The following is a 13,377-nucleotide window of genomic DNA, read 5'->3' as shown; positions in this document are numbered from 1 at the left end:
GTTTGCTTTCTTATTCCTCTTAAGCCTCTTTGTGGTTTTCTCAGTTACAGCAGTCGAGGTATGGGTTAGGACAGCCGAGAGCCTTGAAACAAGGGTGACATTCTCAAAGCCTCCTGCCTTCTACCTCCTGCCGTCTCATACTGTTGATAACTGAACGTTTCAGTGCTGTCATGGAAAACAATTCAATTTCTAGAGAATTCAGTCAATTTTTACAACAAGAAATGGCCTTATCACGGGATGATCTGGCGGTTGTTCTCAACAACCAACGACAACCTGGCGATCCCATCCCCATGCTCTTATGGCAATATGGCTTAATCTCAGTGACCCAATTACAAAGAATTTGGGATTGGCTCGATGCTCAAATTTATTTCCAGTTTCCCTAATTATTGGTCAATCTGAGGAGTTTCAGCCATGAATCATGTCCATATTAATGATACAACCCTGCGAGATGGGGAACAAGCGGCCGGCATTGTGTTTAGTGCCATCGAAAAAATAGCGATCGCCACTCTCATGGATGCCATCGGTGTGCCTGAGTTGGAAGTGGGTATCCCTGCGATGGGAGGCTCAGAAGCCGAAGCCATCACGGCCATTGTCCATAAAGGATTAACAACAGCCCTGTTAGGTTGGAACCGCGCCGTGCGTTCGGATATTGAAGCCTCTATCGCCTGTGGGTTAACCAGGGTTCATGTTTCAGTTCCTGTATCAGAGATACAAATTAAGGCAAAATTTAAAGGAAAAACTAATCTTGTTTGGGATCGGTTACGAGATAGTATTAATTTTGCACTAGATAATGATTTATTTGTTTCTGTGGGGGCTGAGGACGCTTCACGGGCTGATGAGTCCTTTTTACTCGAAGTGGCTCAGTTTGCCGAAAGTTTAGGGGCTTCGCGGTTCCGTTTCTGTGATACCGTGGGCATTCTTGACCCTTTAACCACGGCTCAAAAGGTGGGAAAATTAGTACAGTCCCTCAATATTCCCATTGAAATGCACACCCATAATGATTTTGGCTTAGCTTCAGCCAATGCGTTAGCCGGGTTACAAGCTGGAGCCGTTTCGGTCAATACTACGGTGAATGGTTTGGGCGAAAGGGCCGGTAATGCCGCCTTAGAAGAGATGATCATGGCTCTTAAACGACTCTATCAGGTTGATTTAGCAATGGATACTTCTCGTCTGCGAGAATTATCTCAACTGGTGGTTAAGGCTTCTGGAATAGCCCTTCCCCCTTGGAAAGCGATCGTCGGGGACAATGTATTTGCCCACGAGTCGGGTATTCATGCCCACGGTGTTTTACAGAACCCCCAAACCTATGAACCCTTTTCCCCAGATGAGGTGGGGTGGAAACGCCGTTTAGTGGTAGGTAAGCATTCGGGACGACATTTATTGACCAATTTATTGAGTCAACATGGCATTAGTTTAAACCATGAAGAGTCCCAAGTGGTGTTAGACTCGGTTCGTCGTTTATCGGTACAGATGAAACGCAGTCTGACAGTTGAGGAGTTAATTGATGTTGTAACCAATAGGAGTATGTCTCATGGGATTGTATAATCCAGGTGAAATTGAACTTAATGATCCCCCAGCTTTTGAAATGGAGGCAAAGGTTCGTCTTCGGAGAATGATTCGCAATGATGGGACGTTTCCTGGGAAAGAAGTTGGCGAAACTTTAGCGAAAAAAGGCGATGTGGGCTATGTTGTCGGCATTGGAACCTATCTGCAAAGTTATTACATCTACGCAGTTCATTTTCTTGAAAAGGGTTACGTTGTCGGTTGTCGTCGTAAGGAATTAATTCCGGCAGACGAGACATTCATCGATGATACCGATGATGAAGACATTGAAGAATTTGTCGAAGAACCTTCTTTACAAGAGTCTCAAGTTTAGAAGGCAACAGCGAAAAGTGCGGTCTTGGGGTCTCCCCAAGTAGAGCAACTTTTCAAGAGAGGCAATAGCCAACAGGCAAGGGTTCTCCCCCTTTTGTGAGGGGGAGTTAGAGGAGGTGGCAATAGTGAAAACTATTAACTATTCCTTATCAACAATTAACTAATTTCAGGAGTTACCCTATGAAAGTGATCTTAAGCAGAGAAGATGCCGGAAATTTATCCGTTTACGTTCCTAAGAAAGATTTAGAGGAAGCAGTGGTTAACGAAACCATTGAAGGAGACGGCAAAATTTTAACCTTAGCCAATGGTTGGGAATTACAATTTCCTAACCTCACTGATGATACCAAGTTACCCCAAACCTTGGACGCAAAACGTCTCTAGTCTTCCTCCAGTTTTTCGGGCTTAATTAAATAGTAAATAGAATTAAGAAGATAGAAGGCACAATTAAGAATGTTTAATTAATTCTAAATTCTAAATTCTAAATTCTAAATTTTTAAGCCCCTTTCTTCAAGTTTTTTCTGATCATTTTTCTTACTTATTGAGAAAGTTTATAGTTTGAGTACAGGTTAAGTTATCTTACCAAACCTGACAGGAACTTTATTGTCATTTTAATTGACAAAACCTCTCATCAGTTCAAAAAAAATGGTAATTGTGTCAGTGAACAGTGTAACAAAATGAAGAATGAAGAATGTAGAATGCAGAATCTTTATCTTTAATTAATTCTAAATTCTAAATTCTAAATTCTAAATTTACAATAACTGATAATTCCTTCTATCATTTCAGGAAAGTTGTCATGAGTTCAGTTAATTCTAGTCAAACCATTCCCTTTCAATTACAAGGCAAGTTTGTCGGCTTTGTTTATAAATCTAATGGTCAATCGAAAGCTTTAATTCTAGCAGTGGGAGAACGAGAATTAAGGATTAAAATTGATAAGACTTTGCGAGATACTCAAGCCTTGAATGTATTACCTGGAGAGTGGATTTCTATAGCAGGAGAACAAGAATTTAAGGGTAATTTTACTAAATTAAAATTAAAAGCTTATGAGATCACTCGCCTCAGTTGTGATGTCAAATGCGATCAAGAAAAAGAAAATGATGCTACCGTCAACCCACGAGGTAAAACTTGTCCGAAAAAGGGTAAAATTTTACTCTGTGGTAAATCTGATTGTGCCAAAAGAGGAGGCAAAAAATTACATCAAATGCTTGAACAAACCCTCTGTAATTTAGGGCTTCAAGATCATGTTACCATTGAGAAAACCAGTTGCCAAAAACGCTGTGGAAAAGCTCCTAATTTAATTTTAATGCCTGGAAAAGCTAAACACAGTAAAGCGAATCCCAAAAACATCGCAGAATTGCTCGAAGACCACTATATTACTTCCTTAAACAAATAATGGCTAACGTTACTTTTTACGAAAAACCAGGGTGTAAAAATAACACCAAACAGAAAAACTTGCTAATGGCAGCCGGTCACAACTTAGAGGCAAAAAGTCTCTTAACTGAACCTTGGACAGCCGAAACATTACGCCCATTTTTTGGCGAGTTACCGGTTAGTTTATGGTTCAATAAAAGCGCACCTAGAATTAAATCGGGCGAGGTTATTCCTGATAATTTAACTGAGGAAAAAGCCTTAGAATTAATGATAGCTGATCCTTTATTAATTCGTCGTCCTTTAATTCAAGTTGAGGGAGTTTATCGGGTGGGTTTCGATCCTGAAAAAATTGAGGCTTGGATCGGTTTAAACCCAGAAAATCCCGTGACGGAGGACTTAGAAACTTGTCCCCGTAGTCATCAGGAAAAACCTTGTACAACGGTTTAAATAAATAAGGGTTGGGTGGACAAAATTACAATTAATTCTTCCAGCATTAAGAATAATTAGATACTTTGTCCCCCTAATTTTTTATAATACATAAATCTTTTTTTGTTGAGTTGAATCCATTTTTTTATAAAGATTTGCAACTGCAGGTTCAACGTCTATGTTCAGATTAAGTTTTTTAGATCGAAACGAAATAATACTAAGTTTTAAATCACTTTACTCGGTGTTTTTGCTCTCCCCTGCTCCTTACTCGCGCGTTCCCAAGGCGAATTCGATAGACTTCGTCCCTCTTCGAGTCCGCCGGGGTCGCTCGTCTCCCTTCTCCCTTGCAATCTAAACTAGGATCTTTGTGATCTACTGATACTGCGTATAGTGCGATCGCCACCAGACCCATGAACCTTAACTTTAGCTCCATATTGCATACATCATAAACTAGAAAAATGACAATCTTTTTCACATAAATTTATAATGTGTTGTAACTCTTAATAAAAAGAGGGGTTACGAATGGCATTAAGGCTGGTAGACTGTGATCCAAGCCTCGTAAATGCCTGCTAAAAAAAGTAACAATTTTGTTACAAAACAGTAAAACGAGTCCTTGATCGATTCAAAAAAAATCCTTTTAAACAAGCTATGGTCAATACCCTTCAAAAACCTGAATTTGAGGAACTCCGTCCAGGAATTAAAGTTCCGGCCAAAGAAACTATCCTAACCCCTCGCTTTTACACCACCGACTTTGAAGCGATGGCCAAAATGGATATTTCAGTAAACGAAGAGGAATTACAAGCTATTCTCGAAGAATTTCGTACTGATTATAACCGTCATCATTTTATCCGTCGTGAAGAATTTGCCCAAACTTGGGATCATATTGATGGGGACACCCGTCGCTTGTTTGTAGAATTTTTAGAACGTTCTTGCACGGCGGAATTTTCAGGATTCCTGCTTTATAAGGAATTAGGTAGACGGTTAAAGGATAAAAGTCCTGTTTTAGCTGAATGTTTTACCCTCATGTCCCGTGACGAAGCCCGTCATGCCGGGTTCCTCAATAAAGCCCTCTCTGATTTTAATATGTCTTTGGACTTAGGTTTCTTAACCAAGAGTCGGAGTTATACCTTCTTCCAACCTAAGTTTATTTTCTATGCCACCTATTTATCTGAAAAAATTGGTTACTGGCGTTATATCACCATTTATCGTCATTTAGAACAACATCCCGAAGACAGAATCTATCCTATTTTCAACTTCTTTGAAAACTGGTGTCAAGATGAGAACCGTCACGGGGACTTTTTCGATGCCATTATGAAGGCAACCCCCAACATTTTAAACGACTGGAAAGCCCGTTTGTGGTGTCGTTTCTTCCTGTTGTCTGTGTTTGCCACCATGTATCTCAATGATATCCAACGGTCTGATTTTTATGCCTCCATTGGACTTGATGCACGGGAATATGATAAATATGTTATTGAGAAGACCAACGAAACAGCAGGTCGAGTCTTTCCGATCGTGTTAGACGTGGAAAATCCTGAGTTTTATGGCAGTTTAGAAACTTGTGTCAAGAACAATGAAAAGTTACGGGAAATTGACGCTTCTAATAGTCCAACTCCGGTTAAGTTCTTGAGAAAGTTACCTGCTTTTGTTTCTAATGGGGTTCAGTTCTTGAAACTGTATTTCATTAAACCCATTCGGGTTGATCATTTAGAAGGAACTGTTCGTTAAAAGTTTTGAGTTAGTTTACGTTTTGAGTACCCGCTTAGGCGGGTTTTTTCATTTATTTATTACACCCCCTAACCCCCCACACCCCCCACACCCCCCACACCCCCCTTTATAAGGGGGGCAGGGGGGGTTAGGGGCAGGGGGGGTTAGGGGCAGGGGGGGTAAGGGGCAGGGGGGTTAGGGGCAGGGGGGTAGGGGTAGAAATGACAGCTTGCGTTTGCCTCTTGCCTTGTGCGTAGCACTCTAGCTAATTTTCTTGACAATAAGCATTCATTTCTGTTCCTAAATCTTGTTCTTTTTTACCCAGTTGTTGAACCTGTTGCTGTATTAATTTAGCGGTATCGATATCTTTATCATTCAAGGCAGCCACAAATTGACGGGTTGTATCTGCATTGCCTTGATAAATATCAGCAAACCCTTTTTGATATTCTTGTAATTGTTCATCTTCTATTTTTAATTGTTTCATTTGTTGAGAAGTTTCTTCAAATAAATCCGCAACTTGTAAAACTTTTTTAATGTCAGTGGTTTGACGATAACTTTCGCTTTCTTCGGACATTTTTTGGGTTAAAAGAATGATTTTTTGGCATTGGGAGACTTTAGTTTCAGCGCAACTTATTAGAAATAAGTTCATCAAAACTGTTATTAAAGATAGAGTTGAAGAAAGATATTTTTTTGTAGAAAATTTAATCATTTTATGTTCCTCACTGTGATAATAATTGCTTGAATACAATAGTTATTTTTTTATTCTTGTTGCGCTAAACTATTCACTAAAGTATGAATTAAATAAGTTAGTTGGGTCAGTTGTTCTCTAGACTCGGTTTGGGCATCCACTAAGGTTTGAATCGATTCACTTAAGGCAAAAATTTGATAACCTTGTTGTTGGATTTGTTGTTCTTGTTGTTGCATTTGTTCAACTAAATTTTCCATTTTTTCCGCTAAACTTTCCACGGTTTCAGTAGTAGCAATAACCGTCTCTCCCATGCGTTCTAAAATTGTTTCTATTTTTTGTGTATTATGAATCATTTGTATAACAATAAATTATCTCAATTTTGAAAAATAAAAATCGAATCGTTAGGAATTACCATGACGTTTTTGATGCCACTGCCAAGCATGATTAACAATGGTTTCAAGCTCAAAATATTGAGGATTCCATCCTAAAATAGATCGTGCTTTTTCGCTACTTCCCACTAACATAGGCACATCCCCCGAACGGCGATCGCTTTCTTTGACCAGAAAATCAATGCCTGTTACTTTTTTAGCCATGTCAATCACTTCTCTAACAGAAAATCCATTGCCATTCCCTAAATTAAACATTTCACTATCACCCCCATTTAAAAGATATTCTAATCCTAAAACATGGGCTGAGGCGAGATCATTAACGTGAATATAATCTCGAACTGCAGTACCATCAGGGGTATCATAATCTGTGCCAAAAATAAACAGATGATCCCGTTTTTTCAAAGCTGTTAATAAAGCTAAAGGAATGAGATGAGTTTCGGGGGTATGATCTTCTCCTAAATTACCAGAAGGATCAGCCCCAGATGCATTAAAATAGCGGAACACAACGGATTTCAAGCCATAGGCTTGATCAAAATCTTTGAGAATTTTTTCTACCATATACTTACTAGAAGCATAGGGACTTAATGGCTGATTGGGATGGTTTTCTGTCATGGGAATTTCTTGAGGCATCCCATAAATAGCACAGGTAGAAGAAAAGACAAACTTGTTAATATTAGCCGCTATCATCGCTTCTAATAAAGTTAAGGTTCCCACCACATTATTTTGATAATATATGGACGGCTCTTTGACCGATTCTCCTACCGCAATAAACGCAGCAAAGTGCATGACAGCATCAATTTTTCGAGTGGAAAATAGCTCATCTAACCGAGGGCGATCATTAGTATCTCCCACAATTAATTCAGCCTTTAAAACATCTTTTATAATCTCAGGATGGCCATAGGAAAGATTATCAAAGACAATAACGTTATAACCAGCTTTTTGTAACGATAAAACAGCATGGGAACCGATATATCCGGCCCCTCCTGTCACTAAAATGGTGGGTTTGGTGTCAGACACAAGCACTCCTGAGCATGGGTTAAAGACGCTCCTTACAGCGATCGCCCGTAATGGGTTTTACTTACTTAGGATAGGGCATTTTTACCCTTAAGAAAAGCCAAAATCAAGAATGGTTTGGTTCTATTGCTTCTATACTGGTAAGTCTATCAATGTATCCCATAATACTTATTATTACTTAACCATGTTAGATACCCTCGATCTTCAAGTAAAGTTAGATAAAGAAACCTATCAGACTGAGATAGAAGCCTTAATGCGACAGTTGCGATCGCTCCAAAAAGACTGTTGGGATCATCAACTACCCGTCATCATCGTCTTAGAAGGATGGGCCGCAGCCGGGAAAGGAAAGCTATTACAGAAAACCGTCGGTTATATGGACCCCCGTGGCTTTAACGTTCATCCTATTTTAGCAGCCACAGAACAAGAAAAAAAATATCCTTTTCTTTGGCGATTTTGGCATGATTTGCCCCCAAAAGGCAGTATTGGTATTTTTTATCATAGTTGGTACACCCATGTTTTAGAAGATCGTTTATTTGACATAGAAACCGACGGCAGTATTCCCTTGTTAATGCGAGATATTAATGCGTTTGAGAGACAATTAGTGGATGATGGCGTAGCCATAGCCAAATTTTGGATACATTTGAGTCAAAAAGAACTGAAAAAGCGACTCAAAAAATATGCTTCCGATGAGTTAGAATCATGGCGGGTGCGTCCAGAAGACTGGCAACAGTCCAAACAATACGATCGCTACGCCGGTTTTGCCGAGGAAATGTTAACTTATACCAGTACCGGTCACGCTCCTTGGACCTTGGTAGAAGGGGACTGTAAACGTTGGGCAAGGGTTAAGGTACTATCTCAGATTGTAGCGGTCATTACCCAAGCTTTAGACCGTCTCAGACTGCCAAAAACCGATATTCCTTCTTTACCCCCTCAAAGGGAGTTACAACCTACAGAACCAGATTTTTTAGGCAAAATAGACTTAGGTTTACATCTCCCCAAGGATGATTATAAACAACGGTTACGAGAAGCACAGGTTAAATTAAGAGAATTACAGTTACAAATTTTCAAAAAAAAGATTCCTGTTTTAGTGCTATTTGAAGGATGGGACGCAGCCGGAAAAGGGGGAGCCATCAAACGATTAACTGATACTTTAGATCCAAGAAGTTATCAAGTCCATGCCTTTTCTGCGCCCACTTCTGAAGAATTAAGCTATCATTATTTATGGCGATTTTGGCGAGAAATTCCTTCTCAAGGTAGCATTGGTATTTTTGATAGAAGTTGGTACGGACGAGTGTTAGTCGAACGGGTAGAAGGGTTAGCTTCGGAGTTGGCCTGGCGACGTTCTTATAAAGAAATTAATGAATTTGAAGCACAGTTAACAGCATCAGGATACGTCGTTGTTAAGTTCTGGTTACATATCAGCTTTGAAGAACAGTTAAAACGATTTGAAGACAGAAAAAATGATCCCTTTAAAGCTTATAAATTAACCGATGAAGATTGGAGAAATCGCGAAAAATGGCCATTATATTATGTTGCTGTTAATCAAATGATTGCCCGTACCAGTACCCCTTATGCCCCTTGGACTATTGTACCAGGGAATGATAAATATTATGCCCGTGTTGATGTGTTAGAAACAGTGATTCATGGGATCGAAACTGAGTTGAAAAAATGGGGGTAGTCTTGAGCTTATTAAGACTATTCTTCACAAAAATTAATTAATAATACGGAGATCCACTGACAACTAATATTGAAGAATATTGCTAAAATATTAGTAAAAGAGCCTCAGTGGATTTTTCGATATTTAACAATTATTATATTAGAAATTTAAGACTATGGCAATGAAAAGAGCAGATCGTAAAATACCTAGTGATGATAATGCCATTAGACATCCTATTAGTAAAAAAAAAGAACCGATGTCAAGACGTGAACTAGAACAACGTTTTTTAACAATTCAAAGTCAACGGGATGAGTTAAAACAAAAATTAAAAGATAATCAATCACAATTAGTTCATATTCAACAGGAACATCAAAAAGTAGTGATTCTTTATGACCAAGAAAAAGTTCACTCTATCCAATTATTAAACCAATACCAAGAGAAGCAACAACAGTTAAATACAGTCATAGTTGAGGTAGAAAACTGGAAAAATAGAGCCGACAAAAATAATAAATTCTTCTTAGAAGAACAAGAAAAATATCAAACAACCTTAGCCCTATATAATGAAGAAAAAAATAAAACAAATGAATTATTAATGAAGTATGAAGAAGCGAATCAACAAAAAGAAAATTATATCAAATTATATCATGAAGCTCAGGCGGATCTTAAACTTGAACGACGATCAAAAGCAGGGATTAAAGGATGGAGTACCCGTAGAAAGAAAGAAAATGAACAGCTAAAACAAGAAATTGGTAAAATGACACAATTATTAAAAGAATCTCTCGAAAGAAAAGATCAAGCAATTAATAATTTATATATCGTTGCTGAACGCATGGAAAGAATACAAAATTTAGTTGATTCAGTGGATAATGAATCAAGTCATACCCCTGTTGTTTTATTAGATAAACTAAAAAAAATCTGGTTAGCAATTAGAGAAATTTTAGCCGAGTAAACAAGGGAATTCAAAAATGACAAAAAAATCATCAATCAGTGAAACGATAAGAACAATTGCTGATCAACTTCAACAAGAAACCAAAATTCAAATTAAAGCAACTTCTCATATTTTAGCAGCAGCAGCTCAAATAGCAGAAAATCATGATCAATTAATTGATGAAGTTGTTGATGTAGTCATGGAAGATTTAGATAAAGAATCTCCTGAAACTCAAATAGTTTATACTATTAATGACTTAAAGCAACAATATCAAAAGTTACGTAATGCTAAATCAGCTTTAGGAATCAAAGCCAATAGTTGGCAGTCATTAGTCGATAAACTGAACTCCAAAGTTAAGCTTGAAAACCAGAACAATAGTATCTCAGAACCTTCGCTTAGTAATTTATCTCAACGTCTTTTAAGGATAGAAAATGAAATAAAGATGATTCATCTAGAAATAAATTCTCTTGTTGTCCTGGTCAACCAAATAATTGACAATGAACAAAAATGAAAGAAAAAAAGAAAAAACGTTACCCAGACTCAGTGTGAACAATTTCTTCTGTGTTGTCTCCCTTGACTTGTAGAGAAACATAACTGGTCACTGAAAACGACTTTATCAAGTAGAGGTAATTTTAAGTATAGAGAAGATTTAGGTATTCTTGACGACAGTATAAAGGAGAATTTAAGAGTTCTTACGGACATAAATAAAATTTTATCGTCATGAGCTTGACTTTCGTAAAATTTTACGTTTACATAAAATCTGTAATCTTACTGATCGTTTTTTGATTTTTTTAACATAATGAGGAGTTCCCTATGGTATCTATACTGAAGACTGTTGCAGCTAGTTCCCTAAGCACAATAATATTGGCTGGTGCTGCCAGTGCAGCGTCCTTTACCCCTACTCAAGAACAATCCTTTTCATTTGCTTCTTTAGGTGGTGATACAACTCTAAGTTTCGATGGTTTTGATTCTAGTCTAGGAGAATTGATTGGTTTCAACATCGAACTTGAATTTGATGCCACTTTGAATAATACAGCTTCCGTATTTCCTCCAGGTAGTGGCGATCAGAATGTTGGAACCCCTACTCCTCTAACTGCCACTGCAACTATCACAGCAGCAGTTTTAGGAGCTCTTGGTCTAAGTGTATCTGATTCACTAACCACTCCTGAATTTGATGGAATCGTTCCTGATAACTCAATGGTTAATGTGGTAGGTACGGCTTCGACCACTGATCAGATGGCATCACAGTCCTATTCTTCTCCTGCTAATGATCTTTCTTCATTAATCGGTGGAACTAATGCAGTAAGCGTTTTATTATCATCTTCTGGTTCACAAGGGGGTTCTGTACCTAACTCCGTTTTAACAGGTAACAACGGGAATGCAGACGTTACAGTAAGAGTGTTCTATGAATTTGAGCCAGCAGCAACCGAATCAGTTCCAGAACCTGGAATGCTGTTAGGTCTTGCGAGCGTTGCTGGTGCTGGTTTCATCAGTCGTCGTCGCAAATCATAGGGATTTAGTTAATATCCAGTTTTTTTAATGCTGATTAAAAAATAAAGATGAGGTTTCAACCCTCATCTTTTTAGCACCAAAAAAGAACTTGACTTATCACAAAACATAAGCTAAGGTTTCGGGAGTAAAACGTCTTACTCCTATTAGTTCTATTATTACTAGCTATACCTTTGAGTAAGCCAGTGAGGTAGTGACAGAAACATTACAACTATGCGATTAACCCGTTCTTTGCTCCCAACTTTAGCCATTGTTGCTACAACATCCTTAACCGTAATTAACCCTAGTTTCGGTAACAACTTAAGACCCCTTTTAAATAATCCTGAACCGGCTCCCGTTTCAGACGGTCCCATTGAAATTTTTGTTCCCCCCCCAGAAAATAATACCTCTGGAAGTTGCTCGGCTTTAATTACCCCGGTTATTGATAATATCATCAGTCCCTATCAAAAACACTGGGGAGTTTTAGTGGAAAAATTAGACGATGGCACAGTTTTATACAGCCATAATGCGGATAGACATTTTATCCCTGCGTCTAATAATAAAATCTTTACCACGGCCGCTGCACTGCAGTTAAAAACCCCTCAATCGAAAATCGGCTCAAAATCCCTACAATCTTGGGTTAATGTCACCAATGTCAGAAGTAACAACTATTATGCTGACACCCTTTTACGTCACATTGGAGGACAACAAGCCGCTCAAAGTGCTTTAGGTAAATTAGGCGTGCCTCCGAATGCGTTTCGTCAAGTAGATGGTTCCGGGTTATCCCGTCGCAATGTGGCCACCCCTCGCTCTCTCGTGACAATCCTCAGAGCCATGTATTATACCCCTAACAGAGATGTCTTTTACAGTTCTTTACCAGTTGCTGGAGTCACCGGTACCCTGCGCAACCGTATGAAGGGAACCCCCGCACAAGGAACTGTATCTGCTAAAACCGGCACATTACGAGGGGTAAGAGCGTTATCGGGTTACATGAAACACCCCCATTTTGGTATGGTAGTGTTTAGTATCTTAGTGAACAATCCCAATGTGTCTGGTTCTTCGATGATCTCTTCTATTGATAAAATCGTGCTGCAATTGAGTAGCACCCGTCCTTGTGACTAATACGCTGTATGGAGATCAGTTGCCAATTATTGTCAATAAGCAAGAATTGTTGCAAATCGCTCTTAAGAAAGACTATCATATTTAATAAATAGAATTAGTATAGAGCAATTTATTATGTCTCCCTATACAGCCAATTCCCTAAAAGCTGAATTGAATGCCAGAGGTTGGCGTTTGACTCCACAAAGGGAAAAAATACTCCACGTCTTCCAAAACCTCCCACGAGGGAATCATTTAAGTGCTGAGGAATTGTTTGAGTTATTAGAGGAACGAGGCGAAACCATTAGTTTATCGACGATTTATCGTAGTGTTAAGTTAATGTCTCGTATGGGAATTTTACGAGAGTTAGAATTAGCGGAGGGCCACAAACATTATGAATTAAATCATCCTCATCCTAACCATCATCATCACATGGTTTGTATTCAGTGTAATAAAACCACTGAATTTAAGAACGATTCTATCTTAAAACATAGTTTAAAGCAGTGTGATAAAGAAGGTTATCAATTGATAGATTGTCAATTAACAGTCATGACTATTTGTCCTGAGGCCATTCGTATGGGTTGGCCTTCTTCTCTTCCTAGTAATTGGGTTTGTACTCGCGCTATTTCTGACAAAAATTCCCACGATTTAAGTGACGATGAAAGCGAGTGAGAATAACCCTCTTTCTAGATAATAATATTTCTGATCAGAGTTAATAAAAAAGCAAATTGATGAACTCAGT

The 13,377-nt window shown here is 38.5% G+C and carries 16 protein-coding genes; 13 read left to right on the top strand and 3 right to left on the bottom strand.

Annotated elements, in window-relative coordinates:
- The first annotated feature begins 170 nt into the window (after positions 1-170).
- The 7 genes from C4E06_RS01900 (at position 171) to acsF (ending at position 5,394) form a co-directional block, all read left to right on the top strand.
- The gene (locus tag C4E06_RS01900) at positions 171-383 is read left to right on the top strand and encodes a DUF2949 domain-containing protein (protein WP_107666537.1); all 213 of its coding nucleotides are present in this window, start codon (positions 171-173) and stop codon (positions 381-383) included.
- A 28-nt stretch (positions 384-411) separates the two neighbouring features.
- On the top strand, positions 412-1,545 hold the full coding sequence (gene nifV / locus C4E06_RS01895) for a homocitrate synthase (protein WP_107666536.1): 1,134 nt from the start codon (positions 412-414) through the stop codon (positions 1,543-1,545).
- A complete protein-coding gene (locus C4E06_RS01890; protein ID WP_107666535.1) occupies positions 1,532-1,876 on the top strand; it encodes a nitrogen fixation protein NifZ in 345 nt (114 codons plus the stop codon). The genes nifV and C4E06_RS01890 overlap by 14 nt, the downstream gene beginning before the upstream one ends.
- Positions 1,877-2,055: 179 nt before the next feature.
- The gene (nifT, locus tag C4E06_RS01885) at positions 2,056-2,256 is read left to right on the top strand and encodes a putative nitrogen fixation protein NifT (RefSeq protein ID WP_107666534.1); all 201 of its coding nucleotides are present in this window, start codon (positions 2,056-2,058) and stop codon (positions 2,254-2,256) included.
- Between the two features lie 412 nt (positions 2,257-2,668).
- On the top strand, positions 2,669-3,265 hold the full coding sequence (locus C4E06_RS01880) for a (2Fe-2S) ferredoxin domain-containing protein (protein ID WP_107666533.1): 597 nt from the start codon (positions 2,669-2,671) through the stop codon (positions 3,263-3,265).
- Entirely contained in the window at positions 3,265-3,690 is a 426-nt protein-coding gene (locus C4E06_RS01875; RefSeq protein WP_107666532.1) for an ArsC/Spx/MgsR family protein, read from the top strand. The genes C4E06_RS01880 and C4E06_RS01875 overlap by 1 nt, the downstream gene beginning before the upstream one ends.
- A gap of 627 nt (positions 3,691-4,317) precedes the next feature.
- Positions 4,318-5,394, top strand: coding sequence for a magnesium-protoporphyrin IX monomethyl ester (oxidative) cyclase (gene acsF, locus C4E06_RS01865; protein WP_107666530.1), 1,077 nt, complete (start codon positions 4,318-4,320; stop codon positions 5,392-5,394).
- Positions 5,395-5,638: 244 nt separating this feature from the next.
- On the opposite strand, the gene C4E06_RS01860 is transcribed toward acsF, so the two are convergent.
- From C4E06_RS01860 to galE, 3 genes are read right to left on the bottom strand one after another with little or no spacing between them, the layout of a single operon-like run.
- Positions 5,639-6,082 carry a hypothetical protein gene (locus C4E06_RS01860; protein WP_107666529.1) on the bottom strand — a complete coding sequence of 148 codons (444 nt, stop codon included), beginning with the start codon at positions 6,080-6,082 and terminating at the stop codon, positions 5,639-5,641.
- A 50-nt stretch (positions 6,083-6,132) separates the two neighbouring features.
- Positions 6,133-6,414 (bottom strand): hypothetical protein, encoded by a 282-nt coding sequence (locus C4E06_RS01855; protein WP_107666528.1) that lies wholly within the window; start codon positions 6,412-6,414, stop codon positions 6,133-6,135.
- Between the two features lie 48 nt (positions 6,415-6,462).
- Positions 6,463-7,467 carry a UDP-glucose 4-epimerase GalE gene (gene galE / locus C4E06_RS01850; RefSeq protein ID WP_107666527.1) on the bottom strand — a complete coding sequence of 335 codons (1,005 nt, stop codon included), beginning with the start codon at positions 7,465-7,467 and terminating at the stop codon, positions 6,463-6,465.
- A 181-nt stretch (positions 7,468-7,648) separates the two neighbouring features.
- Here galE and pap point away from each other — a divergent pair, with 181 nt between their 5' ends.
- The 6 genes from pap to C4E06_RS01820 all read left to right on the top strand — a co-directional run bounded on the left by pap (position 7,649) and on the right by C4E06_RS01820 (position 13,307).
- Positions 7,649-9,142 carry a polyphosphate:AMP phosphotransferase gene (pap, locus tag C4E06_RS01845; RefSeq protein WP_107666583.1) on the top strand — a complete coding sequence of 498 codons (1,494 nt, stop codon included), beginning with the start codon at positions 7,649-7,651 and terminating at the stop codon, positions 9,140-9,142.
- 160 nt (positions 9,143-9,302) lie between these two features.
- The gene (locus C4E06_RS01840) at positions 9,303-10,070 is read left to right on the top strand and encodes a hypothetical protein (protein WP_107666582.1); all 768 of its coding nucleotides are present in this window, start codon (positions 9,303-9,305) and stop codon (positions 10,068-10,070) included.
- A gap of 16 nt (positions 10,071-10,086) precedes the next feature.
- On the top strand, positions 10,087-10,560 hold the full coding sequence (locus tag C4E06_RS01835) for a hypothetical protein (RefSeq protein WP_107666526.1): 474 nt from the start codon (positions 10,087-10,089) through the stop codon (positions 10,558-10,560).
- A 302-nt stretch (positions 10,561-10,862) separates the two neighbouring features.
- Positions 10,863-11,561, top strand: a complete 699-nt coding sequence (locus C4E06_RS01830; RefSeq protein WP_107666581.1) for a choice-of-anchor E domain-containing protein — start codon at positions 10,863-10,865, stop codon at positions 11,559-11,561.
- Positions 11,562-11,771: 210 nt separating this feature from the next.
- A complete protein-coding gene (locus tag C4E06_RS01825) occupies positions 11,772-12,659 on the top strand; it encodes a D-alanyl-D-alanine carboxypeptidase (protein WP_107666525.1) in 888 nt (295 codons plus the stop codon).
- Between the two features lie 114 nt (positions 12,660-12,773).
- Positions 12,774-13,307 carry a transcriptional repressor gene (locus C4E06_RS01820; protein ID WP_107666524.1) on the top strand — a complete coding sequence of 178 codons (534 nt, stop codon included), beginning with the start codon at positions 12,774-12,776 and terminating at the stop codon, positions 13,305-13,307.
- Positions 13,308-13,377: the final 70 nt, after the last annotated feature.

The sequence above is a fragment of the Cyanothece sp. BG0011 genome (genome assembly GCF_003013815.1).
Classification (GTDB): Bacteria; Cyanobacteriota; Cyanobacteriia; order Cyanobacteriales; family Microcystaceae; genus Crocosphaera.
This window is presented reverse-complemented; position numbering and strand designations above follow the sequence as displayed.

Bases quoted from the DNA above. Each gene is read 5' to 3' on its own strand.
- C4E06_RS01900 (WP_107666537.1), top strand. From the start codon at position 171: ATGGAAAACAATTCAATTTCTAGAGAATTCAGTCAATTTTTACAACAA.
- nifV (WP_107666536.1), top strand. From the start codon at position 412: ATGAATCATGTCCATATTAATGATACAACCCTGCGAGATGGGGAACAA.
- C4E06_RS01890 (WP_107666535.1), top strand. From the start codon at position 1,532: ATGGGATTGTATAATCCAGGTGAAATTGAACTTAATGATCCCCCAGCT.
- nifT (WP_107666534.1), top strand. From the start codon at position 2,056: ATGAAAGTGATCTTAAGCAGAGAAGATGCCGGAAATTTATCCGTTTAC.
- C4E06_RS01880 (WP_107666533.1), top strand. From the start codon at position 2,669: ATGAGTTCAGTTAATTCTAGTCAAACCATTCCCTTTCAATTACAAGGC.
- C4E06_RS01875 (WP_107666532.1), top strand. From the start codon at position 3,265: ATGGCTAACGTTACTTTTTACGAAAAACCAGGGTGTAAAAATAACACC.
- acsF (WP_107666530.1), top strand. From the start codon at position 4,318: ATGGTCAATACCCTTCAAAAACCTGAATTTGAGGAACTCCGTCCAGGA.
- C4E06_RS01860 (WP_107666529.1), bottom strand. From the start codon at position 6,082: ATGATTAAATTTTCTACAAAAAAATATCTTTCTTCAACTCTATCTTTA.
- C4E06_RS01855 (WP_107666528.1), bottom strand. From the start codon at position 6,414: ATGATTCATAATACACAAAAAATAGAAACAATTTTAGAACGCATGGGA.
- pap (WP_107666583.1), top strand. From the start codon at position 7,649: ATGTTAGATACCCTCGATCTTCAAGTAAAGTTAGATAAAGAAACCTAT.
- C4E06_RS01840 (WP_107666582.1), top strand. From the start codon at position 9,303: ATGAAAAGAGCAGATCGTAAAATACCTAGTGATGATAATGCCATTAGA.
- C4E06_RS01835 (WP_107666526.1), top strand. From the start codon at position 10,087: ATGACAAAAAAATCATCAATCAGTGAAACGATAAGAACAATTGCTGAT.
- C4E06_RS01830 (WP_107666581.1), top strand. From the start codon at position 10,863: ATGGTATCTATACTGAAGACTGTTGCAGCTAGTTCCCTAAGCACAATA.
- C4E06_RS01825 (WP_107666525.1), top strand. From the start codon at position 11,772: ATGCGATTAACCCGTTCTTTGCTCCCAACTTTAGCCATTGTTGCTACA.
- C4E06_RS01820 (WP_107666524.1), top strand. From the start codon at position 12,774: ATGTCTCCCTATACAGCCAATTCCCTAAAAGCTGAATTGAATGCCAGA.